This window comes from Pseudomonas sp. PB120 (assembly GCF_009761815.1).
Taxonomy (GTDB): Bacteria; Pseudomonadota; Gammaproteobacteria; order Pseudomonadales; family Pseudomonadaceae; genus Aquipseudomonas.
Map to the genome: position 1 here is coordinate 1 of NZ_RWIN01000023.1, position 23,834 is coordinate 23,834.

Below are 23,834 nucleotides of genomic sequence, written 5' to 3' on the forward strand. Positions count from 1 at the left end.
AGCTTGCTCCCGCTTGAGTGCGCAGCACTCACAACAGGGGCCGCTACGCAGCCCAGCGGGAGCAAGCTCCCTCGCCACAAAAGCTCATTCCCACAGGGATCGGTCAGTGTTTGCGTGATCAATTGCGCGGCGAACAGTTCCAGGCGTTCGCGGGTGTCGCCGGCGGTGCGCCAGGCTTCCTCGGATACGTGTTGCAACTGCGCAGGACGCGGCCCGCTCCAAGGCTCGGCCAACGCACAATCCAGCGGATCGAAGCCCAATTCGAAGGCCTTGGCCAACGCCCGCAGCACACTCGATTGCGCCCCACGGCCATCGCCACGGGGAATGCGCAGCAGCGCCAGTAACGTATCGATGCGCAACCGTCTGGTCGGCGATTCGCCAAAAATGTGCAGGCCGTCGCGAATCTGCGATTCCTTCAAATCGCACAAATACGTGTCCAGACGCGGTAGCCAGATCGCCGCATCGGCGTCGCTGTCGAGTTTCTCGTCCAGTTGCAGCTCACGGTCGATGTGCGTATCGCGCACCAATTGCAGGATGTCGCGCTGCAACTCCCGGGCACGGCGCGGATCGAGCAGTTGCGCTTCGTAATATTCGTCGGCCAACAGCTCGAGGTTGCGCAACGGCCCGTAGGTTTCGGCGCGGGTCAGCGGCGGCATCAAGTGATCGATGATCACGGCCTGGGTGCGGCGCTTGGCCTGGGCGCCCTCGCCCGGATCGTTGACGATGAAGGGGTAGATATTCGGCAGCGGCCCGAGCAGCGCATCCGGCCAGCAATGGTCCGAAAGCCCGACGCCTTTGCCCGGCAGCCATTCGAGGTTGCCGTGCTTGCCAACGTGAATCACGCCGTGGGCGCCGTAGGTGTTACGCAGCCAGAAGTAGAACGCCAGATAACCGTGGGGCGGCACCAGGTCCGGGTCGTGATAGACCGCGCTCGGGTCAACCTGATAACCCCGGGCTGGTTGAATGCCAACGAACGTCAGGCCAAACCGCAAACCGGCAATCATCATCCGTCCGCCCCTGAACATCGGATCGCTTTCGGGCGTGCCCCAGCGTTCCAAAACGGCTTGCCGATTAGCCTCGGGCAAGGCGTTGAACATCTGGTCATACGCGTCCAGCGCCAGGCTTTGGTGGCAAGGGCGTTGGTCGAGGGTATCGAGGTCGTTGCTGACGCCGCCGAGCAATTGCTGGATCAACGCGGTGCCGCTGTCGGGCAGTTCCGCCGGCAGCGGATAGCCTTCCGAATGCAGCGCGCGCAGGATGTTCAGTGCCGCCGCCGGGGTGTCGAGACCGACGCCATTACCGATGCGCCCATCGCGGGTTGGGTAGTTGGCGAGGATCAGCGCGATGCGTTTTTCGCCGTTAGGCACCCGCGCCAGGTCAATCCAGCGCCGCGCCAGTTCGGCGACAAAATCCATGCGTTCCGGTGCCGCGCGATAGCACACCACATCGGACTGGCTGCGCTCGCTGCGCCACGCCAGGTCCTTGAAGCTGATCGGGCGGCTGATGATTCGTCCGTCGAGTTCCGGCAACGCAATGTGCATCGCCAGATCCCGAGGGCCAAGCCCCTGTTCGCTGGCACGCCAGCCGGGTTCGTTGTCCTGGGCGCAGATCGCCTGAATCACCGGGATGTTGCGACGAAACGGCCGCAGGTGCGGCGCTTCCGGGCTGGATTGGGCGAAACCGGTGGTGTTCAGAATCACCCCTGCTTCGACTTCATCCAACAGCTCCTCGACCACCGAAAGGCAACCGGGCTCTTTCAAACTGGCCACGGCAATCGGCAACGGGTTCAACCCCGCCGCCTGCAAGCGCTGGCAAAAAACATCGATAAACGCGGTGTTGGCCGCCTGTAAATGCGAGCGGTAAAACAGCACCGCTGCCACTGGTTGATCGGCCTGCCAGTCGGCTTGCCAATCCTGCAGTTCAGCGGGGCTTTTATGGGGATGGTAAATCGCCGTGCGTGGCAAGGCAGTTGGCTCGGCCCACGGGTAATCGCGATTGAGCCAGCGAGTGGCCAGGCAACGGAAAAAATCGAGGGCATTGCTCAGGCCGCCCTGACGCAAAAACTGCCAGAGTCGGTCGCGGTCCTCAGCGCCCACGGTGCTCAGGTCGCTGAGTTCCGGGTCGGGGCGATCATCACCGGGCACCAGAATCAGCTGCACGCCGCGCTGGGACAACTCGACCAGTCGCTCGACGCCGTAACGCCAATAAGCGATGCCGCCGTGCAGCGAGATCAGAATCACCTTGGCGTGGCGCAGCACCTCGTCGACATACAAATCGACCGAAGCATGGTTCTGCACCTGCATCGGGTTGGCCAGGCGCACGCTCGGGTAATCGTCGGGCAGTTGCTGCGCGGCTTCGGCGAGCAGCGCGAGGCTCGAATCGCCGCTGCACAGGATCACCAGCTCGGCGGGGGTTTGTCCAAGGTCGGCGATATTGTCATCCGACACGAAACCGCCGGGCTGGGTCCTGAGCAGGTGCATGGGTTAAACGCTGAGCGCGGCGCGCAATTGCGCTTCGAGTTGAGCGGCGTCCAGTGCCTGGCCGATCAACACCAGGCGTGTAGTGCGCGCTTCATCGGCGCCCCACTGACGGTCGAAATGCTTGTCGAAACGCGTGCCCACGCCCTGGATCAGCAAACGCATCGGTTTGTTCGGGATCGCGGCGAAGCCCTTGACCCGCAGGATGCCGTGCTTGACCACCAGTTGGGTCAGCGCGTCCATCAGCAGGCTTTCGTCGGCTTGTGGCAGTTCGATGGAAATGGAGTCGAAAGCATCGTGATCGTGGTCATCGTGATCGTCACCGTCGTGGTGGTGATCGTGGTGGCTGTGACGGCTGTCGATGTGTTCTTCGGAACCGGCGCCGAGGCCGATCAGCACGTCCAATGGCACGCGACCGCTGCTGGCTTCGATGACCTTGACCGCGGGCGGCAGTTCTTCGGCGACTTCAAGGCGTACGCGGGCCAGGTCTTCAGGGCTGATCAGGTCGGCTTTGTTGAGAATCACCAGGTCAGCGCTGGCCAATTGGTCGGCGAACAGTTCGTGCAGTGGCGATTCGTGATCCAGGTTCGGGTCGAGTTTGCGCTGGGCATCGACCTGATCCGGGAACGCGGCAAAGGTGCCAGCGGCCACGGCCGGGCTGTCGACCACGGTGATCACCGCGTCAACGGTGCAGGCGCTGCGGATTTCCGGCCACTGGAAGGCTTGAACCAACGGCTTTGGCAGGGCCAGGCCAGAGGTTTCGATGAGGATGTGGTCGAGGTCACCGCGACGGGAAACCAGTTCGCGCATCACCGGGAAGAATTCTTCCTGGACGGTGCAGCACAGGCAACCGTTGGCCAATTCGTAGACGCGGCCGTTGGCTTCTTCTTCCGTGCAACCGATGGAGCATTGCTTGAGGATTTCACCGTCGATGCCCAGCTCGCCGAATTCGTTGACGATGACCGCGATGCGACGGCCCTGGGCGTTGTCGAGCATGTGCCGCAGCAAGGTGGTTTTGCCCGAACCGAGGAAGCCGGTAACGATGGTGACGGGGAGTTTGGCCAGTGTTTTCATCGGATGCCCTTTGGCAAGGTGGCGGGCATACGGGACGACAATCGCTGCGACGGATGCGCGCGCGGAAGAGTTCGCCACCGGATCACCCCGCCCGGTTGTAGTGAGAATCTGTGTCGAGGCAGGTCTCCTGGCTGACGGTGTGCAAGGCCATTGGGCCCGGCATTCGCTGCGCCTTCCCGCGAACCCGTTGTACAGGGCTTGCAGTGGCGTGGCAGCGAACATCACCGTTCACAGTTGCGGGGGCAGCCGCGGCATCGACCGCGTTCCCTTCTTAGCTTCGGCCATCGCCGAAGAACCTCGAAAGCGCAAGGCTACGCAGGGTGTGGGGGCGGGTCAATGACCGAGAGGCACTCACCATCTCCTGTGGCGAGGGAGCTTGCTCCCGTTCGGCGGCGAAGCCGTCGTCATCACTGCTTGCAATTTATGACTGAAGCAATGCAGGGGGTCGCTTCGCAATCCAGCGGGAGCAAGCTCCCTCGCCACAGGGCAGCGTATTGAGAACCCCTGCCAATTGACGCCCAACCCCCGCCCATGCTCTCCTACGCATCTTGTTACGGGTGCCCTTCACAGGGTGAAACGGGAAACCGGTGAATCATGTGCTTTACTCAAAGCCATGTCAGTCCGGTGCTGCCCCCGCAACGGTAAGCGAGCGGAGAATCAGATCCACTGTGCCAGCAGTTCGGCATGGGAAGGTGATTCTTGCAGGTTTCGGCTGATGCCAAAGCCCCTCGTGAGCCCGGAGACCGGCCCGCAACACAAAGTGATCATTACGATCGCTGCATAACAAACCCGCGGTGGGCGGGCGCTGTTTGAATCTCTGCGAGCCCGATTCGCAGGGGTCTTCCATGCGCTCTATTCACCCGCTGACAGACCAGAGGGAAGCGCCATGTCGATCATCAGCAGCACCGACCACAGCACCGCCAGCACCACTTCTACCCTGACGCAGCGCCTGACCGCTGCCGTTTGCGCATCGATCCTTGGCGCGTGCCTGGTGTATTTCGCCGGTTTCTCGCACATCGAAGCGGTGCACAACGCCGCGCACGATACCCGTCACAGCTCTGCATTCCCGTGCCATTGAGACCTGACGACATGATCAAGCGTATCGCGCAAACCGCAGGTTTCACCGGGCTGCTGGCCGCCCTGCTGCTGACCCTGCTGCAGAGCTTCTGGGTCGCTCCGCTGATTCTTCAGGCGGAAACCTACGAGAAAGCCGCACCGGCCGTTGAAGCTCATGAACACGCCGACGCGGCGATGGCCGGTCACACCCACGACGCCGAAGCCTGGGAGCCGGAAGACGGCTGGCAGCGCGTGCTGTCGACCACGGGCGGGAACCTGGTGGTAGCCGTCGGTTTCGCCCTGATGCTCGCTGGCCTTTACACCCTGCGTGCACCGACCAAAACCTCTCAGGGTCTGCTCTGGGGCCTGGCCGGTTACGCAACCTTCGTGCTGGCGCCCACACTGGGCCTGCCGCCTGAACTGCCGGGCACCGTCGCGGCCGATCTGGCGCAACGGCAGATCTGGTGGATCGGCACTGCCGCCTCCACCGCTGTCGGTATCGCACTGATCGTGTTCAGTCGTCACTGGCTGATGAAAGCCCTGGGGGCCGCGATCCTGGTGGTGCCACACGTGATTGGCGCACCGCAACCGGAAGTGCATTCGATGCTCGCACCGGAAGCCCTGGAAGCTCAGTTCAAAATCGCTTCGCAGCTGACCAACATGGGATTCTGGCTGGCCCTGGGCCTGATCAGTGCCTGGTTGTTCCGCCGCAAAGGCGATGGCCAATACCACGCATGACGAATGCCAGCACAGCGCCGACCCTGGTGGTCGGCCTGGGCTGCCAGCGCGGCTGCCCCGTCGGCACGCTGCGGGCGTTACTCGATCAGGCATTACAGGCCCATCAAATCGAACTTCACCAGATCAAGGCCCTGGCCAGCATCGACCTGAAACGTGATGAACCTGGCCTGATCGAACTCGCTGCACACCTCGCACTGCCGTTGACCTTCTTCAGCAGCGAGCAATTGACCGGCTATGAACCCCAACTCAGCCACCGTTCGGACATCGCTTTCGAACGCACCGGCTGCTACGGCGTCGCCGAAAGTGCCGCCCTCGCCCTCGCGGAACAACTGGTTCAAGCGCCGGCAAAACTGCTGATCTCGCGACAAAAATACGCTCAGGCGACCCTGGCGTTAGCCTGTCCCGCGTAAAATCCCCGATACTCCTCGCCATCGATCATGAGCAAACTTCATCTGAAGCCTTGCCCAGACCCTTTTTCTCACAGGAACCGACAATGACCGTGTACTTCATTGGCGCAGGTCCGGGCGACCCGGAACTGATCACCGTCAAAGGCCAGCGGCTGATTCGCAGCTGCCCGGTGATTATCTACGCCGGCTCTTTGGTGCCCGCTGCCGTGCTGGACGGTCATTGCGCCGAACGCGTGGTCAACAGCGCCGAATTGCACCTGGAACAAATCATCGAGCTGATCAAAACCGCCCATGCGAACGGGCAGGACGTGGCCCGGGTGCATTCCGGCGACCCGAGTCTGTATGGCGCGATTGGCGAGCAGATTCGTTATCTGCGTGAGCTCGGTATTGCGTTTGAAATAATCCCCGGCGTGACAGCCACTGCCGCGTGCGCGGCGCTGCTGGGTGCGGAACTGACCTTGCCGGACGTGTCACAGAGCGTGATTCTGACGCGCTACGCCGATAAGACGGCGATGCCGGCGGGCGAGGAATTGGGGAGCCTGGCGCAGCATGGGGCAACCATGGCGATTCATCTTGGGGTGAATCATCTGCAGAAAATACTGGCTGAATTGCTGCCGCACTACGGCGCGGACTGTCCGATTGCGGTGATCCATCGCGCGACCTGGCCGGATCAGGATTGGGTGGTGGGGACGCTGGACGATATTGCCGGGAAGGTTGAAGCCAAGGGGTTTAGGCGCACGGCGTTGATTCTGGTGGGTCGGGTGCTGGGCAGTGATCACTTTAGTGAGTCGTCGCTGTATCGAGCGGGGCATGCGCATCTTTACAGGCCCTGAACACCTGCGACTTGAAGCACTTGTGGCGAGGGAGCTTGCTCCCGCTGGACCGCGAAGCGGTCCCAACATCAGCCAACGCATTCATCACGGGAAAATGCATTGACTGCTTTGCGACTGCTTCGCAGCCGAGCGGGAGCAAGCTCCCTCGCCACAGCGTTTTTTCGTTTCCGCAGCGAACACCTTAGTAGTAGGCGTTTTCTTTCTGCGTGTGGTCGGTCACGTCACGAACACCCTTGAGCTCGGGAACGCGCTCGAGCAAGGTGCGCTCGATGCCTTCGCGAAGGGTGACGTCTGCCTGGCCGCAGCCCTGGCAACCGCCGCCGAATTTCAGTACGGCGATACCGTCATCGACCACATCGATCAGGCTGACCTGACCGCCGTGGCTCGCGAGCCCCGGGTTAATTTCGGTTTGCAGGTAGTAGTTGATACGCTCGTTGATCGGGCTGTCGGCGTTGACCATCGGCACTTTGGCGTTTGGCGCCTTGATGGTCAGCTGGCCGCCCATACGGTCGGTGGCGTAGTCGACCACCGCGTCGTCCAGGAACGCTTCGCTGAACGAATCGATGTAGGCCGTGAAGCTTTTCAGCCCCAGCGCCGTGTCTTCAGGTTTTTCTTCGCCCGGCTTGCAATAAGCAATGCAGGTTTCGGCGTACTGGGTGCCAGGCTGGGTGATAAAGACGCGGATGCCGATGCCTGGGGTGTTCTGCTTGGAGAGCAGATCAGCCAGATAGTCATGGGCGGCGTCGGTGATGGTAATAGCGGTCATGGAAACTCCTCGCAGGCTTGGGCGCAGTTTACGCCAATCATCGCGCCGCACAAAGTCCTAGTATTTTTGTCGGGAAAGAGCCAGGCCGTCCCGGCCAACCGGATCGCCGTCGATCCGGTGTTTAAGCCACCGATAGCTGCATTTTTCCACCCATTCGTAACTTGCCCAGGAACCGACGCCAATGGTCAGAGCGCAAACGCCGAACATCACGTAAGGGTTTATGCCATAGCGTTGTGCGACAAAACCACCGGCGGACAGCACCAAAACGTGCATCAGGTACACCGAGTAGGAGCAATCACCGAGCAACTTGAGCACGCGGCTGTGCTCGAAAAAACGCTCCAGCGACATACACGCCATCACCAGCACCGCGCTCGGCAGCCCCCAGGCCAGGAAGCGCGGCTGTGGCGGCAGGTAATAAATCACCAGCAATGCGCCGCCGATGCCCAACAATGGCAGGCTCAACCCAGGCCTGATCCAGCCGCGCCGGTAGAGCATGCCGATGGCGATCCCCAACAGAAACTCGTAAACAATGTCCGAGCGGTAAAACGCGCTGACCCAGCCATAGCCGGTCCACGCCTGGCACACCGCAAACAGCAGCGCCGCGACGATCAGCAGCCGAACCTGTAGACGGAACAGCAGCGCCCAGGCAAACAGCAGGTAAAACAGCATTTCGTAGTTGAGGGTCCAGCCGACATTGAGTGTCGGATAAATCCCATAGCCACCGGGGTTTTCCGTAGGAATAAACAACAGGGACAGCAGGAAATGCGACCAGTTGACAGTCTGGTCCGGCAACACCGGACGCGCGAAAACCACCAACAGCGCCATTAACACGGTGTACAACCAATACGCAGGAACGATTCGAAACAGGCGATACAACAGGAATCGCCCCGGCGGCAGCGACTTGCCCTCGGTAGAAAGGAAAATCACCAGTCCACTGATGACAAAGAAGATGTCGACGCCCACCGCGCCCTTGTCGATGAACATCTGGCCGATCGGGCCACGGGCCTTGAAGTCGAAGAAAATCTGCATGAAGTGGTGACACACCACCCCCCAGGCCGCGAGTGCGCGCAGTGCCTGTACTGAAATCAACATGGGTGGCCCTCCGGTTCGCAACTCCAAACCACCACATTCCCTTGTAGGAGTTAGCCTGCTCGCGATCGCGGTATGACATTCAAAATAAATATCGACTGATCCACCGCTATCGCGAGCAGGCTCACTCCTACAAGGGGGATTGGCGGTGTCTTACAGATTCGACACCACCCCACCGTCAAAGGTCGATCAAAGATTCTCGTACCGGTTCATGTCCAGCACGCCCTCTTCCACTGGATCAGTCTCGTGGACGTACTTACTCAGATCATGGAAATAGAACCAGAACTGCGGATGACTCCGGCGGATTCCCCAACGTTCGACGATTTTCTCGAAGCGGTTGGCGTCCTTGGCATTTTCCATGGCATCGACGAAAGCCGGCACCTGTTCCGCCGGAATGTTGAACATGAAGTTCGGATAGCTACTGAGGACACCGGGGAAAATGGTCAGGGTGTCGAGCCCTGGCTGATAACGCAGCGACTCACCGAGCAGGAACGCTACGTTGCTGTGGGCCCGGTTGCGCAACAGGCTGTAGACCTCGCGCTTGCCGCTGGCGGTTTCAATGCGCAGCATCGTCGCTTCCGGCAATTGATCAATAACCTTCAGCCCCGCCGCCGGCCGCGACGCCAGGCGACTCAGGGCCTGCTCGGCACTCTGCAAGGCCGGATCGATGTTCGGCCGCGAGCAATAGGCGCCGTCGCAGCGGTTGATCGGGTCAGGCTTGGCGTTGAGGTCGCCATAGCGGGCCAGCAACTGCAGGGCGAAATCGCGCTTGGGGTCTTTGGCGTCGAGTTTCAGTGCGGTCGGCTTGTCATCGTCGATGGCCTCGTAATCCAGCCACATCTTGAATTTGCCACTGCTTTGGTACCAATCGTCGAGGTAACCGTCCCGGGAATCGGCCGGCATCAGACGCAGGAAATTCTGTTCGGCGCCGTTGCGGATCAAATCGAAATACAGGCGCGTCTGCGCCTGATGGGAGACGTTGCCGAACACGTCGAAGTTGACCGCCAACTGGTAATACGTGCGCTCCAGCAACGGAAAATCGAAGAGCCACATCGTTTGCGGCACATCACCGATCAAGCCCTTGTTCACCGAGGCGCTGTCGAAATGGCGGAAGATGCTCAGCAAGGCGTTGTCATTGCCGGCCCACAAGGTTGACCAACTCGGTGCCGGCGCATCGGCGTAGCTGTCCCGGCGCAGCGCTTCGTACGCGTTGCGCTTGTCACGATAGTCGTGCCACAGGCTCAGGACGCTGCCGACGTCGTCGTTCTGTCCCGGCATGGCCAGCAACGGCGTGGCCTGGCCGCGGTAGGCCGGGTCGATGATGTAGAGATCGTGCTCCGGCGCCTGGAACAGCGCCCAGAAATTGTCACGAATCACGTCCGTGGCGATCTGACCCCGGCAGACCGGGCCGCGAATAAAGGTGCGCACGAAGTATTCGGCGTTATCGAGCATGAACTGGTAACGCGCCTGCGCCGGGATGGCTTCAAACGTGGCGAACGGATTCGCCCGGCGCTCCGGCCCGTATCCGGGCAACGCGTTGACCTGCCAGTTGCCGTTATAGAAGAGGCTTTTGATCCGCGCCATTTTCGGCGCGCTCAGCGGATACGTGATGTGGGTTTTCTGCACAATCACGCCCTGCACCGGCCACAAACGGTAGTACACCTGGGTGCCGGGATCGTCGTTCGGGCGACGGGTATTGATCAGGTCAATCGGCTGGCCGGTCGGCGTGCGCGAACGCACCCACTGAAAGAAGTGCCCCGGCTCACCGTCCTTGAAGTAAATGTGGGCAAGGAACCAGTGCTCGAACAACCAGCGCCCCACCAGGCTTTGCCGCGAGCCAGGCGAATTGAGCAGGTTCTCCCATTGCACCACCTGCAACGCTTCTCTCGCAGAAGGCACCAGGCCTTGTTCATCGATGGGCGCACCGGACGCCAGCCAGCGCTGCAGCGTCTGGTATTGCTGGTCGGTCAGGCCGGTGACTGCCAGTGGCATGCCTTCCTTCGGATGAGCGCTGGCGTAGCCGTCGAACTCGGCCGGCATGGCGCACCTATTTTCCCGGTTCAGACCCAGGACGATGTCTTCCGGCAATTTGGCGTTTGGCGTTAGCGGCGTTTTGTGGCCCAGCTCCAGCATCCGCGCCATCAAGGCAGCCTGACTGCCCTGGTTGTCGATGACCGGATAAAAGCCCTTTTGCTGCCAGGCGTGCTTGCCGAAGGCGTCATAAAACAAACGGGTCGGTGCAGCGGCAACGCTGCGTTCGCCGTCATAAACCGGCACTTTGGTCGCGCCACGGGCAGCGCCCTCGCCGCTGCCCAAGTTGAGCTGGCACGCGGAATCATTGCAGGCATGGCAGGCGACGCACTTCTCGGTAAAGATCGGCTGAATATCGCGGCTATAGGAAATTGCAGAGGGAATCGCCGGTCCTTGCGCAGCGGCACCGTAGCTAATAAGCAGCAAGAAAATGCTGGTGATGACGCGATACGACATGTCCCTGGTCCTGATCCTGAAAAAACGCCGCGATTCTACCGGTCCGACACCGGCACCAACATGAGCGATATTCATGCAAAACCAAGACATGCTCTAAAAGCGCACAGGTTTGCTATGATCCCGGCCCTTCGTCATGGTCTTTTCGAGTAGTCCCAATGTCCGATCGCAGCATTCGCCTTCAAGCTCTCAAGCACGCCCTCAAAGAGCGCATCCTGATTCTCGATGGCGGCATGGGCACGATGATCCAGAGCTACAAGCTCGAGGAGCAGGATTACCGCGGCAAACGCTTCGCCGACTGGCCAAGCGATGTCAAAGGTAACAACGACCTGTTGGTGCTGACGCGCCCGGACGTGATCGGTGGCATCGAAAAAGCCTACCTGGATGCCGGCGCAGACATTCTGGAAACCAACACCTTTAACGCCACCCGGATTTCCATGGCCGATTACGGCATGGAAGAACTGGCCTACGAATTGAACGTAGAAGGCGCTCGCCTCGCACGCAAGGTCGCCGACGCGAAAACCCACGAGAACCCGGACAAGCCACGCTTCGTCGCCGGCGTGCTCGGCCCGACCAGCCGCACCTGCTCGCTGTCGCCGGACGTCAACAACCCCGGCTACCGCAACGTGACCTTCGATGAACTGGTGGAAAACTACACCGAGGCCACCAAGGGCCTGATCGAAGGCGGCGCCGACCTGATCCTGATCGAAACCATTTTCGACACCCTCAACGCCAAAGCCGCGATCTTCGCCGTGCAAGGGGTCTTCGAAGAACTGGGCATCGAACTGCCGATCATGATTTCCGGCACCATCACCGACGCCTCCGGCCGTACCCTGTCGGGCCAGACCACCGAAGCGTTCTGGAACTCCGTGGCCCACGCCAAACCGATTTCGGTCGGCTTGAACTGCGCGCTCGGCGCCCGTGAACTGCGCCCGTACCTGGAAGAGCTGTCGAACAAGGCCGGGACCCACGTCTCGGCGCACCCGAACGCCGGCCTGCCGAACGAATTCGGTGAGTACGACGAATTGCCGTCGGAAACCGCCAAGGTCATCGAAGAATTCGCCCAAAGCGGCTTCCTCAACATCGTCGGCGGTTGCTGCGGCACCACCCCCGGCCACATCGAAGCCATCGCCAAGGCCGTGGCCGGCTACGCGCCGCGTGAAATCCCGGAGATTCCAAAGGCCTGCCGCCTGTCGGGCCTGGAACCGTTCACCATCGATCGCAGCTCGCTGTTCGTCAACGTCGGCGAGCGCACCAACATCACCGGTTCGGCCAAATTCGCCCGCCTGATCCGTGAAGACAACTACACCGAAGCCCTGGAAGTCGCCCTGCAGCAGGTCGAAGCCGGCGCCCAGGTGATCGACATCAACATGGACGAAGGGATGCTCGATTCGAAGAAGGCCATGGTGACCTTCCTCAATCTGATTGCCGGCGAACCGGACATCTCCCGCGTGCCAATCATGATCGACTCCTCCAAGTGGGAAGTGATCGAAGCCGGCCTGAAATGCATTCAGGGCAAGGGCATCGTCAACTCGATCAGCATGAAGGAAGGCGTCGAGCAGTTCATTCACCACGCCAAGCTGTGCAAGCGCTACGGCGCCGCCGTGGTGGTGATGGCGTTCGACGAGGCCGGCCAGGCCGACACCGAAGCGCGCAAGAAAGAAATCTGCAAACGCTCCTACGACATTCTGGTCAACGAAGTCGGCTTCCCGCCGGAAGACATCATCTTCGACCCGAACATCTTCGCCGTGGCCACCGGCATCGAAGAACACAACAACTACGCTGTGGACTTCATCAATGCCTGCGCCTACATCCGCGACGAGCTGCCGTATGCGCTCACGTCGGGCGGCGTGTCGAACGTGTCGTTCTCGTTCCGGGGCAACAACCCGGTGCGCGAGGCGATTCACTCGGTGTTCCTGCTGTATGCGATCCGTAATGGCCTGACCATGGGCATCGTCAACGCCGGTCAGCTGGAAATCTACGACCAGATCCCGCAAGAACTGCGTGACGCTGTTGAGGACGTGATCCTCAACCGCACGCCGGAGGGCACCGACGCCCTCCTCGCCATCGCCGACAAATACAAAGGCGACGGCAGCGTCAAGGAAGCCGAAACCGAAGAGTGGCGCAGCTGGGACGTCAACAAGCGTCTGGAGCATGCGCTGGTCAAAGGCATCACCACGCACATCGTTGAAGACACCGAAGAATCGCGCCAGTCGTTCTCGCGCCCGATCGAAGTCATCGAAGGGCCGCTGATGTCCGGCATGAACATCGTTGGCGACCTGTTCGGCGCCGGCAAAATGTTCCTGCCGCAGGTGGTGAAATCCGCCCGCGTGATGAAGCAGGCCGTGGCCCACTTGATCCCGTTCATCGAGCTGGAAAAAGGCGACAAGCCGGAAGCCAAGGGCAAGATCCTGATGGCCACCGTAAAAGGTGACGTGCACGACATCGGCAAGAACATCGTCGGCGTGGTACTCGGCTGCAACGGCTACGACATCGTCGACCTCGGCGTGATGGTGCCCGCTGAGAAGATCCTGCAAGTGGCCAAGGAGCAGAAGTGCGACATCATCGGCCTGTCCGGCCTGATCACGCCGTCGCTGGATGAAATGGTCCATGTCGCCCGCGAAATGCAGCGCCAGGATTTCTACCTGCCGTTGATGATCGGCGGCGCGACCACCTCCAAGGCACACACGGCGGTGAAGATCGAACCGAAGTACAGCAACGATGCCGTGGTCTACGTGACAGACGCTTCCCGCGCAGTGGGCGTGGCGACGCAGTTGCTGTCCAAGGAACTGAAACCGGCGTTCGTCGAGAAAACCCGCCTGGACTACATCGACGTCCGCGAACGTACCGCCAACCGCAGCGCGCGCACCGAGCGCCTGAGCTACCCGGCGGCCATCGCCAAGAAGCCGCAGTTCGACTGGAGCACGTATGAGCCGGTCAAACCGACCTTCACCGGCGCCAAGGTGCTGGACAACATCGACCTGAAAGTACTGGCCGAATACATCGACTGGACCCCGTTCTTCATTTCCTGGGACCTGGCCGGCAAATTCCCGCGCATTCTGGAGGACGAAGTGGTCGGTGAAGCCGCCACGGCGCTGTACGCCGACGCCCAGGAAATGCTCGCCAAGCTGATCGACGAGAAACTGATCAGCGCCCGTGCGGTGTTCGGTTTCTGGCCAGCCAATCAGGTGCGTGACGACGACATCGAAGTCTACGGCGATGACGGCAAGCCGATTGCCAAGCTGCATCACTTGCGCCAGCAGATCATCAAGACCGACGGCAAGCCGAACTTCTCCCTGGCGGATTTCGTGGCACCGAAGGACAGCGAAGTCACCGACTACGTAGGTGGTTTCATCACCACCGCCGGCATCGGCGCCGAAGAAGTGGCCAAGGCGTATCAGGACGCTGGCGACGATTACAACTCGATCATGGTCAAGGCCCTTGCCGACCGCCTGGCCGAGGCCTGTGCCGAATGGCTGCACCAGCAGGTCCGCAAGGATTACTGGGGTTATGCCAAGGACGAGACGCTGGATAACGAGGCGCTGATCAAGGAGCAATACACCGGCATCCGCCCTGCTCCTGGCTACCCGGCCTGCCCGGACCACACCGAGAAGGCCGCGCTGTTCAAGCTGCTGGATCCGGAAGCGCAAGAGCTCAAGGCGGGCCGAAGCGGCGTGTTCCTCACCGAACACTACGCCATGTTCCCGGCGGCAGCGGTCAGCGGCTGGTACTTCGCGCACCCGCAGGCGCAGTACTTCGCTGTTGGCAAGATCGACAAGGATCAGGTGCAGAGCTACACCTCGCGTAAAGGTCAGGAATTGAGCGTGACCGAGCGCTGGTTGGCGCCGAATCTGGGTTACGACAACTGATCCAGTGAGCTCTGGAGTCGACCCTGTCGGCTCCAGAGTGTTGCCGATAGCAGATCAGGTCATCGCGGCCTGCTCGGCCAGTTCACGGGACGTGAGTTCGCTCAGCAGGTTATTGCGGTCAACAAGGTTGTCCGAGTCCAGTTCTTTCAGTTCCTGATCGTACGCTGCATTGATTGACTCATACTTATCCTCCAGTGCCGCGTACTTATCCGCAAAGTCCTGTTGAACCCGCCTAAATTCAGCCGGGTACTTTTCTTCCAGATAGTCCCTCCAGTATTTGCGCGCAATCAGTTGGTCGTTGAACAACGTGGTCTGCTCCTGGGCGATGATGCTGGCATAGGCTTGATCCAGATCCGCAGCCGCCACTCGCGCCATGTTGGCAAAGTGCATGCTTTTGGGTTGATCGGGAAGATCCAGGCGTTGTGCCAGGCCGATGCGATAGGCCAGGCGGACTTCCGCCTCATCAATCCCCGGATGAGCAGCGATTTTGGTACTGGCGACCTCTTCCACCTGCGACAGGCGAAACAGCCGCCTGGACAGTTTGAGCAGCTCGCGACCTTTATGCTCAGGAGCAATGGACTTCAAAGCCTCGTACTCGAACACCTCGACTTCCAGTTCGTTGAACAAAAGGATTCGGCCGTCACCGCAGGTCGCCCTGTACCGTAGCGCTCTTGCCAGGCCCATCAGGCGCTCCCTCAGCCGCTTGTCAGCATAAGCCGACTCCATGACGCGCCAGACCCGCCGGGTCAGACCGAGGCGATCCACGCTAAAATCCCGGGTATGGCGCAGCTGCGACAGGATGTAGGCAAAATCATGGGTGGTATCCTGCTCCATCAAGGCGTCCCACGTGGCGTGCTTTTCCGAGTCCGCCGCAACGCCACTGAACCACCGTTCTTTCTGGGCGGCGCCTGACTCTTGTTCAGGATGCACATCGGCCTCGTCAGACTCCGACGATCCCCCATCGCCAAATCCCGCCATCTGTTCATCGATATCCATGACAGTGAAACCTAACCCTCGCCCGGTTTCCCGCAAGTATCCCTGCAAGCGGATGAACTCATCAGGCTCCAACAGGTTATCGAACAGGTTGGTGCCGGCCATCAGATTCGCGTGTTGCGGTGCAAATGCTGCTTGAGGGATGGTGGATATCTGGTTGTTCCTAAGGTCTAAAGTGGTCAGTTCGGGTGCCTGCAGTACCCCCGTCGGCCAATCGCCCAGGGTGTTGCCACGCAGATCCAGACCTTGCAGCTGGTCGAGACCGGTCATGTCAAATTCGCTCAGGTAATTTTCGCCCAGGTTCAGCCATTGCAGGCGCGGCAACGCACGCAATTGGCGCTGTAAAGGCTCGTTGGTGCGAATGTCCACGAAAGTGGCATTCAGGCGGGTCAGATCCTGGCACTGGGTCACTGCCTCGGGCAAGTTGCCCAAGCCGTTCTGGCTGAGCGTCAGGCTGCGCAAGCGTGGAAAAGAACGCAAGAACCCTTCGGAATTCGCCGATAGCCCGACGCCAGTGAGGTTGAGTTCCACAACATGATTGAAAATGAACGGCATAGCGGGCGGATCGCCGATGAGCAGGCCGGTAAAGTCGAGCGTCCCCTCCACTCCGGGCGCGTCGGTTAGCGTGAGACGCCAGCTTTCCAGCAATCGGTCAGCGGCCCGACGACGGTCCACAGCGTTCACCCATGCGTTACGCAAGCGTGAAGCCGGGGCATTGATCCATTCATTGAAACGATTGACCAGTTGTGTTTGTTGCTGCTCCCATTGCATCAGCCGTGCATCAATCTCCGTCAACCCCAGGCCTTGGGCCAGCCATGCATTGATTCGCTCAGCGACTTCGGCCTCGCCCAGTTGCGGATCAAGGCGCTGCAGCCGGGCGTCAAAAGCCTGCGGCAAAGTAATGTCATTTGGCGCAAGATTTTGCGGCAATAGAAGCTCCGGCTGCTCCCACACTTCGACCGGGAAAAATTCGGGATCTCCGCCGGTGCGACCTGCCGCCAGATGCGCCCGCGTGATGCCCATCGGCGTCGGGAGCACCGCGCGCTCACCGAAGGCGCGCACTGCCGCCAGGCTTTGCGGGCTCAATCGGCAACCTTGCAGCAGGGTCCCCCCCAGGAGTCGATCATGACCGGTCAACGCCTCTGTCGGGATTTCGGTGATGGCACTGTTATTGAGGCCCAGAAGACGTAGTCGGGGTAACGAAAGCGCACCCTCTGGCCAGCGAGTGATGCCTGTACTCCCCAGGTACAGACTCTGCAGATTCCTCAACGCACTGACGTCCAGTGTGCCTACCCGGTTTAACGACAGGTTCAGCGTTTGCAAAGAGGACAGGCGATTGATCCTGGCTTGCGACGTCGCCGTGATGGTCAACTCGTTAATCGAAAGGTCGAGCTCGGTCAGTTCGGTCAGTACTTCGAGCGCCTGGGGCACTTCGGTCAGTCGGTTGGCGCTGAGTTCAAGGGTGCGCAGTTGCGGGAACGCTCGCAAGAAGTCATTGACCTGGGCGGTCGTCAGACGGCAGGCGGTCAGGTTCAGGCGACGAATATGAGCAAACACCGTATCGCCCAGTGCAGGCAGATCACCGATAGGTCCCATTCTTGTCAGGTCGAGCCACTCGTTGATGAATTCGCGAGATGCCGACGATGGTCCCGCCACCGGTTCGCCTGGTGCATATTGGGCACGCAAGCTGTTACGTGCACATTCACGAATCCTGTTGGCAATCTCCTCGCGACGATGAGTCGGGACCTCCTGCCCTTCAACCCTGACAGGGGCGTCCTGCCACGTATTCAACGCCAGATCCAATGTCCTGCGCTGTTGGTGCAGGGCGTCGACCCGTTCGAGCAGTGCCGTGCCCATTACACCGTCGGCATTGAACCGCGCCAACGCGTCGTTAGCGAAGGAAATATCCATGGGCGCCAGCGAGGCAAGTTGATCACGGCAGTAATCCGTGACCATCTGTGATTCATCCACCAGATGCGCCGGATTGTCGTGCACGTAATTGTAGGCCTTGCGCCACGCCTGAGGCTCCAGGGCTCCCCACTTTAACCTCAAGCCACGCCAAAGCGCTTCATGCTCCGTATAGAGCTCGTCAGGCAGGTCCGGGATCGCCATGAAGTGCGAGTCCAGGGTCTGGAGCACCGGCAGATCCAGCACCCCTGTCGGCCAACGGCCGGGTTGACCGGGTTGGCCGACCAACTTCAGGGAACGCAGGCGCGTCAACTTGCTGAAGTCCATCAAGCCCGCGTCCCCCGTCAGAGAGAGGACCTCAAGCTGTGTCATGCCCTCCAGTGCGCGCAGGAATTGGGGCGCATACGCCTGCCCATTGGTTTCAAGGCGCAGCTCGGTCACCGTGGTCCATTCAGACAGTTTCCCCGCCAGGGCGGCTATATCCTGCCCTTCAACGAGAATGTCGAGCTTCTTGACCTGCGCAAACCTTGCCAGCAGTGCTGGAGCGGTGTCGGTGGTGAGCTGGCCACTTTTGAGCCGCAAGCTTTTCACATGACTGAAGTCGGCGTCCCACTCGGGTAATGCATCTCCCCCCCTCAAGTCCAGTTCAAATTCAGGTTCAAGCCCTCGATAGAGCCCATTGCGCCAGCACTGGATCACTCTTTCTGCCTGAATCCGGCGCGCGATTTGCCTGGCGCCGGTCCCGATCCAATTGCTTAGCTGGCGGGACAGTCCTTGGAATTCCCGCATACGGTTATTCAGCAGGTTGAAAACCTGCTGATGGCTGTCGCCGGCGCTCAGGCGGCTGTTGATGAACTGATTGGCTTGTTCATCGGAAATGTTCGGGTAGAGCACTCGTACCCGGGTAACCAATCCGGCATCGGGCAAGTCGGGGAACCCGGCCCCGCGACCGCTGGCCAGATAACCGACCTGGCCTGAAGGCAGGCGCAGGGACGGCGCCGGCCCGTCGATGGGACGTTGGTTGAGCACGCGCGCCATCTCCTCGCGGTGGGAGCTGGCATAGTTGGCCAATTCCTCACGCAAGGCCTGGCCCTGATGACCTTGCAGGTTATCCCGGGAAGCCTGGGGCAGGACCTCCACCAGCGATTCGAAAAGATTGCGCCCATGGGCAGGAATGCTATTCAGTGCCACGCCCTGCGCATTGAATGCCCGGTAAGTACCCAGGCTTTCTAGCAGATAGAAGCCGGGCCTCGCGGTTGCGCTGCCGACGCTGTCCAACAGCGGCCCCCTGATGAACCCGGCGCGCACTTCCACGCGCATCTGCGCGGACCAGCCGGGCATGTATTGCAGGTTGTGCAATGCCAAACGATCACTGGCCAGCGAGGCCATGCTGTCCAGGCGTAAGCCACACAGAGCACGATTAAGGGCGGCTTGCTGAAGATGCAGGCGAATCGCCTTGGCCTGGCGCAAGGACATTTTGCCGCTACTGCGCAATCGTGCCAAATCGCTGCCACGGGAGCCATTGAGCACATCCTGGGCGGCCTCGGTCGACAGCGTTGGAAAACTGCGCTGCAGGCGCTGGATATCGGGATTGGATGTCGATTCCGGCGTGTGCAGACGATTGAACATTGACTGTCTGCGATTCAGCGCCTGATCGGCAAGCCGGTCCCTGAACACCTGTACCCGGTCCGCCCCGGGTCCCGCGCCGTGCGCACCCAGCAGTTGAATTTTTTGCTGTTCGTCGAGCGCCGTCAGCACGATCTCCGGCAGCTTGCCGGCGCGGACTTCGGCTCGAGTGATCTTGATCGTTGGCCGGGTACTGTCCTCCCCCGCCTGCGCAGCGTAGCGCCGGGAAGTGCCCCAGTATTCAGCTCCCTCGAACACTTCCACTACTTCTTCAACCGGCCAGTTGGGCAGCTCGAGGGCCAATGGCACCGTAACCTCGGAGGTTGCATTCAGGCGAGTACCACGTCGCAGTCCCATAATGAATTCATCCACCCGCTGATCGGCGCTGAACGCAGCGAGCGTCTCTGCCAGGCGCGGCGGCGGTGGCTGATGATCGATGTGCATCTGGCGCAAGGCATCGTCACTGACCCCGCTGACCTCAGAGATTTGCAGCAACTGGGCATCGGAGAAGACATCCATCTGCGTGCCGATACGGCGTAACAGCGTCAGGCGATCCCACTCCAGCGGCCGCTCATCCAGGTGGCGCCAGGCTCCGAGCTGGTTGTGCTGCAAGATCGGCTGGAAAGCTTCCGGGTCAGTGGGGTGCTGGATTCGCCACTGTTGCAGTTCGGGGTCGTAGGTTTTCTCGTAGGCATTGCCCTCGAGCTTGATGAAGGTTTTACCTTCCACCTCGTATTGACCAAATGCATTCGGTGCCACGCCTTCGAGTGAAACGCTGCTTTTGTACGCCACCAGGTCGGGGTTCCACAGGCGCGGCTCGCCGAACGGCGTGGTGACTTTGCGCATGCCATCGATGAAGCGCGAAGCCGTTATCGGTGGTGCCTTGCTGGCCACTGCGCCCAGCACCGCCATGAAGGCCACGTTCTGCATGACTGATGTGAGATGCCCCCAGGCCTCTTCGGCATCGCCCTCCTTCCAGGCTTCCACGCCCTGATACACCTCACGGCCCAGTTGCACCGCGGTCACCAGCAGCATCACTTCGCCAAGGCCAGGAACGAAGAACGCGCCGACGTTGAGGATGTTCAAGCCCCATTCGGCCAGGTGTTCGAGGCGTTCGATCCAGGCCCGGTGATCGACCGCAGCCGTCGGCACCGCCAACAGCCTGGCGTTGGACTTGATCCTCGCCAGGTGGGCTTCGTAGCGCGCACCGAATACTTCAGTGTCAATGAACGTTTCGCTCAGGGCCAGGTTGGCGTCGTCGTTCCACACCTCTTCATACATGCCGTCCTTGTAGGCTTCAGGGTTATAGGGTGGGCCCGGCCAGACCGGATTCGGATTCCAGCGATGGGTTTTGAGCTGGGCCTTGAGCCTGCGGAAAAACCTCGGCGACTCGTCCTGAGGCAGCAATCCGGCGATAAAGCGCTGAAAGCTTCGCGAACGCAGCCGGGCGGCAAAGTCTTTGGCAAATGCGGCCAGCGACGTGAATTCCTTGATCGGGTGTCTCGTGTCACCCGGGATGTAGACGATGATTCGCGCATGGGGGTCGATTGCCATACTCCAGACGGGTACCGGCAGGAATGCCTCGGCGATGTCCTCCAGGGTCGAGGTGGGTTTTCGGGACACAGGGCCAATGATCAACACATCGCTCAACTGCGAGCCCAGTGCCGTCAATTGGCTAAACGCCACCGCCCGGCCGTCGATTTTGGGTTGCGGGCTAGCGTCGAGTACCGCCAGCAAGGTCGCATACGCCGACTCGCTGATGTGCGATTTCATTCGCGCGATGTGTACTTGCAGGCGCATCAGGTCTTTGTTGGCCGTGATCGTCTGCTCACGCACGGTAGCGCTGGTACCCGGCGCATCGAACACAGTGCTCAGGTGAGCCTGATACTGCTGGCCCAGGTCCAGTTGCCGGCACAGTTTGGCGAACTCCGCAGGCTTGATCGACAACTTGTCGCGGATCTTGTAGCGCGTACTCCAGAACGGGTAGCGCTCTCGCGCATCGTAAAGTTCGTTCTGCAATGCCCCGGCAGGCGCCAGGGCACTGGTCTCCTGCAGGGCGACTTCATCAAAGGACTCATCGACCTCGAAATTGCGCAACGCTGCCTGCAGCAATGTCTGCTCATCGGCCTGGTTGGGGGCTCGCAGGTGAAACAGCATGGTCTTGGTCGAATCGGGGGATTGGCCGAAGGTCTTGTTCATGGCCTCTGCCAGCAACGGCTTGGCAAATTCGGTGATGCCCTCGAAGTCCTTGAGGGTCTTGGCCAGTGCCTGGGTCGAGCTATTGCTGCGCACCTGACTGTCGTCCAGCGCCAGGCGCAGCGCAGGCGACGCCTCGGCGTAAAGCTGCGGATAATTCCTGGCAAACTCCGCGGCCGGGTCCCTGGCCCGGGCGAGGTTGTCGATATGTGCGGGGGTGAGGTGTCGAGTCCAGTCGGGCAGGCGTTTCTTGATAAACGGAACATAAAACCCATGGTCCATGGGCGGGGAAAGCTCGGGCATGACGTGCATCCTGATCACTGTGGTTGAAGCATCAGGAAATCACGGCCATCCAGCGCCATGGCGGTACATATTTATATTAGACAGCAGGGCTGTTGGTACGGCAGTCAGAGGCAGACTCCGCAAAAGCCCGCCTCATTCACCCTCACGGTTGTTTGACTATGCTTACCGTTCAAATCTGCATGACGAGGCGTTTATGGACGATCCAGTCGACAACAAGCCGCCAACCTTCTGGCAAATGCTGCACAGCGTCATGGCGGCGGCGTTTGGCGTACAAAGCGGGAAGAACCGCGCGCGGGATTTCACCCACGGCAAACCTAGTCATTTTGTGGTGATAGGGATCCTGTTCACGGCAGTGTTTGCGCTGACGCTCTACGGCATCGTGCAACTGGTGGTGCACTTGGCCGGCGTCTGAGCCAGGCCTAGTGCATCAAGGTTTGCAGGCTGAACGGATAACGATAGGACGCTGGCTTGCCCTTGGCCGACAGCTTGTGAAAGTCCACGCCGAAATCCTGCGCTGCGCCCATCGCCAGCAATCGCCTGGCCTGTGTCCGATCAATCAATTGCAGTAACGGGATCTGCCGGTCACGGCCACCGTACTGGCTGATATCTACGCCCTGATCGTAGTCATGCAACTGCACCAGCGCCCAGCCACCCAGGCTGAAATGCCCGCCCAACAACACGCTCAGCCGCTTGTCGAGCAACGCCTGCAAGGCCGCCGGAGAATTGTTGATGGTGCCAAACAGCGCATCCCTGCCCGGCTTGCGGCCTGTTTCCTCATACGCCTGCATCACACCAAAGCCCATTTCGTCATTGGCCGACCAGACCAGCGAGGTCTGCGGGTAGCGCTTGAACAACAGCTTGGCCTGCTCATACGCTCGCTGCCGGGTCCATCCGCCATAGACCAGCTGGCGCAGGTGCACCTCGGGATGCTCGGCCAGCGCCCTTCGCAATCCTTTCTCGCGCAACTGCGCAGACGGGGTGATTTTCAAACCGGAAAAGGCCAGCAGGTCAATACTCTGGCCAGACGGCACCGGGCCGTGTTGGCGAATCAGCTCGGAGAGCATCAAATAGCCGCCCTCCTCGTCGTTAGGCACCAGGCTACCGATCCAATCGGGATACTTGTCCGGCCGCGCGCCAAGCAGCTTCATCTGGTCCGGGGTCAGGGCGTTGTTGACGATAAACAGCTTTACACCGCTGCCTTGCGCCAGGCGCAGAATTTCCGGTGCGATGTATTGCTCGTTGACGAACACCAGATAATCGGGCCGATTGGGCCCTTGCAGAGCGGCGCGGGCCTGTTTGACGGTGGTTTCAGGCACCCGGTCGGAGTACTGAATGCTCAAGTCCATGCCCAGATCGCGCGCCGCCGCGTGCATGAATTGGGAGTAGCTGACCCAGAAGGCTTCCCTGGTGTTTCCCGGATTCAGGAACAACACCGACGCCGCGTGGGCGCAAGGTCCCGCGACCACTCCCAGCGCCAGTACGACACCACAAAGAAACTTCAACATTGTTCGCCCGAGCCCCCGCCAATTCGCCGCGCATTATAGCCAGCGAACTCGCGTAAATCGGCGTTTATTCCGGTTTTTGTCCGACAATCGTCGGAGCAGGGCCCGGGCGGTGTCGATTATTGATGACTGACCCAGAATACCGCTGTGCCCACGACCAGAATGATCAAAAACAGAATGGCCCAGGCATCGACCGTACTGTCAGGCTTTGAAGCTTTGGTAGGGTTGCTCATTGCATCGCCTCTTGTCGGTTTTATCGGTGATTGCATAAAGACTCGACCAGAGTAAAGACGACGATTGCCCACACCACAAATACGGGTTTGGTAATAACGATTCTCGTTAGTCGTTTTGGTTCTTTACATATACTCAAACATCACTTTTGCGCATAACTCCAAACTGGTATCTTGCCCCGGCTCCGTACGGAGTGCGCGGCCGTGCGCGCAGAATTGCCGAGGCATTATCGGAGACTTCTAGGCGAAAAACGCAACTGGATCCGACCGGCCCAAGCCTGAG

13 protein-coding genes and 2 riboswitches are annotated in these 23,834 nt (G+C 60.4%); of the genes, 6 read left to right on the forward strand and 7 right to left on the reverse strand.

Translation table 11 applies throughout. The features are described 5' to 3' along the window. The coding region (gene cobN / locus EJA72_RS03500; RefSeq protein ID WP_157710151.1) for a cobaltochelatase subunit CobN at nucleotides 1-2,480 on the reverse strand (2,480 nt) is incomplete at its 3' end. 3 nt (nucleotides 2,481-2,483) lie between these two features. Next, complete coding sequence (gene cobW, locus EJA72_RS03505) at nucleotides 2,484-3,551, reverse strand: cobalamin biosynthesis protein CobW (RefSeq protein ID WP_157710152.1); 1,068 nt, start codon at nucleotides 3,549-3,551, stop codon at nucleotides 2,484-2,486. A gap of 99 nt (nucleotides 3,552-3,650) precedes the next feature. Continuing rightward, nucleotides 3,651-3,866, reverse strand: a riboswitch (cobalamin riboswitch). 223 nt (nucleotides 3,867-4,089) lie between these two features. Next, nucleotides 4,090-4,318: riboswitch (cobalamin riboswitch) on the forward strand. A gap of 119 nt (nucleotides 4,319-4,437) precedes the next feature. Between cobW and EJA72_RS03510 the strand changes: the two genes are divergently transcribed. The 4 genes from EJA72_RS03510 (at nucleotide 4,438) to cobM (ending at nucleotide 6,585) form a co-directional block, all read left to right on the forward strand. Next, a complete protein-coding gene (locus EJA72_RS03510) occupies nucleotides 4,438-4,629 on the forward strand; it encodes a CbtB-domain containing protein (RefSeq protein WP_157710153.1) in 192 nt (63 codons plus the stop codon). Nucleotides 4,630-4,640: 11 nt separating this feature from the next. Further along, the gene (locus EJA72_RS03515) at nucleotides 4,641-5,345 is read left to right on the forward strand and encodes a CbtA family protein (RefSeq protein ID WP_157710154.1); all 705 of its coding nucleotides are present in this window, start codon (nucleotides 4,641-4,643) and stop codon (nucleotides 5,343-5,345) included. Continuing rightward, nucleotides 5,342-5,755: a cobalamin biosynthesis protein gene (locus EJA72_RS03520; RefSeq protein WP_157710155.1), complete on the forward strand. Its 414-nt coding sequence runs from the start codon at nucleotides 5,342-5,344 to the stop codon at nucleotides 5,753-5,755. Before EJA72_RS03515 ends, EJA72_RS03520 begins: the two co-directional genes overlap by 4 nt. Before the next feature lie 83 nt (nucleotides 5,756-5,838). Further along, nucleotides 5,839-6,585, forward strand: coding sequence for a precorrin-4 C(11)-methyltransferase (gene cobM, locus EJA72_RS03525; protein ID WP_157710156.1), 747 nt, complete (start codon nucleotides 5,839-5,841; stop codon nucleotides 6,583-6,585). 181 nt (nucleotides 6,586-6,766) lie between these two features. Here the strand turns inward: cobM and nfuA are convergent, their stop codons facing one another. The 3 genes from nfuA to EJA72_RS03540 all read right to left on the reverse strand — a co-directional run bounded on the left by nfuA (nucleotide 6,767) and on the right by EJA72_RS03540 (nucleotide 10,927). Further along, a complete protein-coding gene (nfuA, locus tag EJA72_RS03530; protein ID WP_045057579.1) occupies nucleotides 6,767-7,351 on the reverse strand; it encodes a Fe-S biogenesis protein NfuA in 585 nt (194 codons plus the stop codon). 57 nt (nucleotides 7,352-7,408) lie between these two features. Further along, nucleotides 7,409-8,443: an acyltransferase gene (locus tag EJA72_RS03535; protein ID WP_157710157.1), complete on the reverse strand. Its 1,035-nt coding sequence runs from the start codon at nucleotides 8,441-8,443 to the stop codon at nucleotides 7,409-7,411. Nucleotides 8,444-8,629: 186 nt separating this feature from the next. Next, entirely contained in the window at nucleotides 8,630-10,927 is a 2,298-nt protein-coding gene (locus EJA72_RS03540; RefSeq protein ID WP_157710158.1) for a fatty acid cis/trans isomerase, read from the reverse strand. A 155-nt stretch (nucleotides 10,928-11,082) separates the two neighbouring features. Between EJA72_RS03540 and metH the strand changes: the two genes are divergently transcribed. Next, on the forward strand, nucleotides 11,083-14,793 hold the full coding sequence (gene metH / locus EJA72_RS03545) for a methionine synthase (RefSeq protein ID WP_157710159.1): 3,711 nt from the start codon (nucleotides 11,083-11,085) through the stop codon (nucleotides 14,791-14,793). A 54-nt stretch (nucleotides 14,794-14,847) separates the two neighbouring features. Here the strand turns inward: metH and EJA72_RS03550 are convergent, their stop codons facing one another. Next, nucleotides 14,848-21,819 (reverse strand): NEL-type E3 ubiquitin ligase domain-containing protein, encoded by a 6,972-nt coding sequence (locus EJA72_RS03550; protein ID WP_157710160.1) that lies wholly within the window; start codon nucleotides 21,817-21,819, stop codon nucleotides 14,848-14,850. A 193-nt stretch (nucleotides 21,820-22,012) separates the two neighbouring features. Here EJA72_RS03550 and EJA72_RS03555 point away from each other — a divergent pair, with 193 nt between their 5' ends. Then, nucleotides 22,013-22,231, forward strand: a complete 219-nt coding sequence (locus tag EJA72_RS03555) for a DUF2970 domain-containing protein (RefSeq protein WP_157710161.1) — start codon at nucleotides 22,013-22,015, stop codon at nucleotides 22,229-22,231. Nucleotides 22,232-22,238: 7 nt separating this feature from the next. Here EJA72_RS03555 and EJA72_RS03560 read toward each other — a convergent pair whose 3' ends face one another. After that, entirely contained in the window at nucleotides 22,239-23,324 is a 1,086-nt protein-coding gene (locus tag EJA72_RS03560; protein ID WP_157710162.1) for an ABC transporter substrate-binding protein, read from the reverse strand. Nucleotides 23,325-23,834 lie beyond the last annotated feature (510 nt).

What these genes read in the sequence shown, in the direction of transcription:
- cobW (WP_157710152.1), bottom strand. Translation starts at nt 3,551, where the DNA reads ATGAAAACACTGGCCAAACTCCCCGTCACCATCGTTACCGGCTTCCTC.
- EJA72_RS03510 (WP_157710153.1), top strand. Translation starts at nt 4,438, where the DNA reads ATGTCGATCATCAGCAGCACCGACCACAGCACCGCCAGCACCACTTCT.
- EJA72_RS03515 (WP_157710154.1), top strand. Translation starts at nt 4,641, where the DNA reads ATGATCAAGCGTATCGCGCAAACCGCAGGTTTCACCGGGCTGCTGGCC.
- EJA72_RS03520 (WP_157710155.1), top strand. Translation starts at nt 5,342, where the DNA reads ATGACGAATGCCAGCACAGCGCCGACCCTGGTGGTCGGCCTGGGCTGC.
- cobM (WP_157710156.1), top strand. Translation starts at nt 5,839, where the DNA reads ATGACCGTGTACTTCATTGGCGCAGGTCCGGGCGACCCGGAACTGATC.
- nfuA (WP_045057579.1), bottom strand. Translation starts at nt 7,351, where the DNA reads ATGACCGCTATTACCATCACCGACGCCGCCCATGACTATCTGGCTGAT.
- EJA72_RS03535 (WP_157710157.1), bottom strand. Translation starts at nt 8,443, where the DNA reads ATGTTGATTTCAGTACAGGCACTGCGCGCACTCGCGGCCTGGGGGGTG.
- EJA72_RS03540 (WP_157710158.1), bottom strand. Translation starts at nt 10,927, where the DNA reads ATGTCGTATCGCGTCATCACCAGCATTTTCTTGCTGCTTATTAGCTAC.
- metH (WP_157710159.1), top strand. Translation starts at nt 11,083, where the DNA reads ATGTCCGATCGCAGCATTCGCCTTCAAGCTCTCAAGCACGCCCTCAAA.
- EJA72_RS03550 (WP_157710160.1), bottom strand. Translation starts at nt 21,819, where the DNA reads ATGCCCGAGCTTTCCCCGCCCATGGACCATGGGTTTTATGTTCCGTTT.
- EJA72_RS03555 (WP_157710161.1), top strand. Translation starts at nt 22,013, where the DNA reads ATGGACGATCCAGTCGACAACAAGCCGCCAACCTTCTGGCAAATGCTG.
- EJA72_RS03560 (WP_157710162.1), bottom strand. Translation starts at nt 23,324, where the DNA reads ATGTTGAAGTTTCTTTGTGGTGTCGTACTGGCGCTGGGAGTGGTCGCG.